Annotated in this window: 3 protein-coding genes; all 3 read left to right on the forward strand. The window is 49.7% G+C overall.

Annotation, left to right across the window (positions count from 1 at the left end; genetic code table 11):
* Nucleotides 1–113: 113 nt before the first annotated feature.
* The 3 genes from FOA17_RS10555 to FOA17_RS10565 are packed head-to-tail and all read left to right on the forward strand — an operon-like array spanning nucleotide 114 to nucleotide 3,559.
* Nucleotides 114–887 carry a DNA adenine methylase gene (locus FOA17_RS10555; protein WP_149141465.1) on the forward strand — a complete coding sequence of 258 codons (774 nt, stop codon included), beginning with the start codon at nucleotides 114–116 and terminating at the stop codon, nucleotides 885–887.
* Nucleotide 888: 1 nt separating this feature from the next.
* Nucleotides 889–2,118 carry a metallophosphoesterase family protein gene (locus FOA17_RS10560; RefSeq protein ID WP_149141466.1) on the forward strand — a complete coding sequence of 410 codons (1,230 nt, stop codon included), beginning with the start codon at nucleotides 889–891 and terminating at the stop codon, nucleotides 2,116–2,118.
* Nucleotides 2,111–3,559, forward strand: a complete 1,449-nt coding sequence (locus FOA17_RS10565; RefSeq protein ID WP_149141467.1) for an ORC-CDC6 family AAA ATPase — start codon at nucleotides 2,111–2,113, stop codon at nucleotides 3,557–3,559. The genes FOA17_RS10560 and FOA17_RS10565 overlap by 8 nt, the downstream gene beginning before the upstream one ends.
* The last annotated feature ends 98 nt before the right edge of the window (nucleotides 3,560–3,657 follow it).

The following is a 3,657-nucleotide window of genomic DNA, read 5'->3' on the forward strand; positions in this document are numbered from 1 at the left end:
GCAATGGCTCTGGACTTACAACAACGACCGCCCGAACATGGGCATCGGCGGCATCACACCCGCACAGAAATTGAAAATGGCCGCGTGAATTCTACGGATGCACCCCGTTAAAAATGGGGGGATTACCGTCTGTTGTGGCAAAACTCGCGGAAAACACACCCCAAAATTTTCAACGATATATAGAGCCATTCGTAGGCTCAGGGGCTCTTTTCTTCCACTTGGCGCCCGAAGCAGCTATTTTGTCAGACCTCAACCCCGAAGTTGTGAATCTTTTTATCCAGATTCGCAACCGCCCAAAGAAGTTGCACGATCTTGTGCACGCTTTTCCTCGCAATAAGGAAACTTACTTAGAGGTCCGAGCAAAGTTTGGCACTGAGATTGATCCATTAGATCGGGCAGCTTCAATGCTCTATCTGAACCGAAATTGCTTCAATGGATTGTATAGAACGAACAAGTCAGGAAAATTCAATGTACCGTACGCTGCAGCCGGACGCGGTGCCTACCCCACCTTCAATGATTTTGAAGCCTGCGCGCACAGACTACGGAACGCCGACATTCGTCATGGCGACTTCTTCGACATTGTTTCTAGGACTGTTCAACATGGAGACTTTGTTTACTTGGACCCGCCATATCTCCTCTCAGAAGGTCGAATATTTAATGAGTACGTAAGTGGTCATTTTAGCAAAAAGGATACAAGTCGTCTTGAAGAACTCCTCGATCTAATCGATAAAAAGGGAGCGCAATTTCTACTAAGCTTTGCAGATGATCAAATCATCCATACGATTTCGAGCAAATGGACGTCAGAAACTTACCTCGTTCAAAAGAATATATCTGGCTTTGCATCTAGTAGACGGAAGAGCCCTGAACTGCTTGTGAAGAACTGGTAAGATGAAGCTACTCGTTGTTTCAGACCTGCATGCGTTCACCTCTGACTCTCGGCGAGGCGCGGACGGAAGGAAGCCTCTGCCACCTTCGTTCATAGACTTCTCAACACCAACCAGACGAAAGGTCGAGGACCCACTTATTGGCCTACGCGATCTATTCCACGAAGGGCTATTTGGCGATATCGACCTATTGATCGTAGCTGGCGACATAGGAGATAAAGCTGACCCCGTTGCAATAAGAAGTGCCTGGGCCGAGATTCACGAAATGGCGCAGAGTGCCAAAGCAAAGGTCTTCGCCACCTGCGGCAACCACGATCTGGACACTAGACACAAAATCAACAAATTTGATCCACGAGGCTTTCTCAGAACGCTACAACCAAGCTTTCCGATTTCCCATCTTTCGCAAGACGATCGAAGCATTCTCGAGTATTGGGCGAATAACTTCACATTGATCGAAGATGAAACCTATCGAATACTCAACATAAACTCTTGTGCGTTTCACGGATACGGAGACGAACAGAACCAGGAACTGAATCACGGTCGGATCAGCGACATTACGCTCGAAGCAATCGAAAAGGCACTTAGAAAGTCACATAGAGAGTACCCCTCGAAGCACAACATCTGCCTGATACACCATCATATAAAGCCAGTGTCCTCTGATGATTTTGAAGACAAGAGCGCGATCAAGGGCGCAGAGAAGCTAACTGACCTGTTAAGCACGGCCGAACTCGGGGAGTGGCTTATAATCCACGGCCATCGACATCGATCAAATTTATTCTGCGCTGGCGGTAACACTGCTCCTATCGTCTTGTCTTGCGCAAGCTTCGCAGCGACGCGAACTGGCGACGAACATAATCCATGCCCAAATCAGTTCTATGTTATTCACCTTGATACACAAGAACCTGGCAGGCCGTCATCGGTCTCTGGACTAATTCAAACTTGGAACTGGACGCCAACTTACGGCTGGATGGAGAATAACGATATATTGGGCGGACTGCCAAAATCTACGGGTTTCGGCTACCGGGGCCGCATATCTGACTTGGCCGATCGAATTTACGACAAAACGAAATCCGAGATTAAGATAAATCGTCGCCGTCTTATTGAGCAGTTTCCAGAATTCTTGAGACTGGTCCCCAAGGACATGAAATCACTGCTCTACACGCTCGATCAGCGGGGAATCGTCATTACCTACGTTGGACAGGAAATCGAGGAATTGGTGGCCCCAGATGTCTGACAGCATCTTCTTTGATACCTTCAACGCCAAGCATAAGACTGATGCAGAGATTGCATCAAGCTTTGTTCTCCCTGATGGAACTCTTGAGCGCTTGATTAGCAAGGATCACACGGTCCTTTCCGGGCCGCGCGGCTCAGGTAAAACAACTCTCCTCAAGATGCTTACGCTTCCTGCCCTATCGAACTGGACAGCACCGGAAGCCGAGCCCCTTAAGACAAGCGTGAACTTCGTGTCCGTGTTTGTAGCGGCCGATCGTAGTTGGCACGGTCAGCTTACGAGCATGGCTAAACAGGCACAAATCAAGGAGCACGCAGAGCTCTTGGGAATGAGCGCATTCACTACTCACTTGTTCAAGGCGATAATCACTGCGTTTATTGATTGGTCTAGGCTTGAAGGCAAAGCGGGGCTTTTCGTGCCCCGGCTCATTACTGAGTTGTCCGCTCAGAGTGAGCGGCAAATCTGCAGTGAATTGGCGGATGCTTGGTTGCTAAGACCCAGAGCGCCGACGTTCTTGGAGATGCGGGCGGCCCTCGCAAAGCGTCTTGCGGATATCGGCCTTCTTCGAAACCAGCTTCGCTACGGTGTCAATTTTATCGATCAGAGCGAGAACAGATTTCTGATGGTTGACTATCGGGAAGGGCTAGCACTCGCTGTATCTGCTCACAACCAAGCCTCGGGGTTGCCTGACAGGCGTTGGTTCTTTCTCTTCGATGAAATGGAGGTGGCACCCTCATTTGTGCAGGAAAGTGTCTTTGCTGACCTGCGAGGCCAGATTGATCGCGAGAAGATAAGCTACAAGCTTGCTCTCGCCCCGTTCAATAAGAACTTTCGTCAGTCGATGGATGCACAGGGGATCTCCCCAAGTAACGACTACCTTCACATAGACCTCAGCTTCCCCAGGAAGGACAAGGGCTACGAATTCTCTAGAAAGCTCTGTAACCTCATGCTCGAGCAGGCAGGGATGGACTCCACCGTCGACGATCTTTTGGGAACATCATTCTTTTCCTTCGAAGACGAGATCAACGATGACTCAATCACGACGCTAGGAAAGTACAGCGCAGGTCGACCACTAGGTGCTGTGTTCAATAGACTCGCCGAGAAGGACGCAAGCTTCCGAGCGTACCTGAAGGATAAGCGAATTGATCTCTCAGATATCAGCGCACTCGACGAGCATAGTCTTGCTAAGAGCCTGCGCAAGGTCAGAAACATTGTTGTAATTCGTGAGTATTTCTCACGGCCATCAAGGTCAGATCTTCAGATCGATCAGCTCTCAGCGCGATCCCGCAAGAGCGTCATAATTTATACTGGTAGTCCGTCACTGCTTGCGCTGACGGAAGGAAATCCGCGCAGCTTGATAAACCTCATGTCACCCATCGTTGCACAGTATGTCAAAGTCGAAGGAAAGCGAAAGATGAACCGCGCCGGGTTTGCCGGAGGCTGATTGATCTTAGTTACGCGGCCATGGCTTCAGTTTCCAGAGCTGCGTAGAAATTGTCCTCTGCTTCTGCGGGCGGGATGTTCCCGATTGGCTCAAGCAGG

The sequence above is a fragment of the Gemmobacter caeruleus genome, from assembly GCF_008271655.1.
GTDB lineage: Bacteria > Pseudomonadota > Alphaproteobacteria > Rhodobacterales > Rhodobacteraceae > Gemmobacter > Gemmobacter caeruleus.

Excerpts from the sequence above, each read along its gene's own strand:
- FOA17_RS10555 (WP_149141465.1), top strand. The coding sequence starts at position 114 with ATGGGGGGATTACCGTCTGTTGTGGCAAAACTCGCGGAAAACACACCC.
- FOA17_RS10560 (WP_149141466.1), top strand. The coding sequence starts at position 889 with ATGAAGCTACTCGTTGTTTCAGACCTGCATGCGTTCACCTCTGACTCT.
- FOA17_RS10565 (WP_149141467.1), top strand. The coding sequence starts at position 2,111 with ATGTCTGACAGCATCTTCTTTGATACCTTCAACGCCAAGCATAAGACT.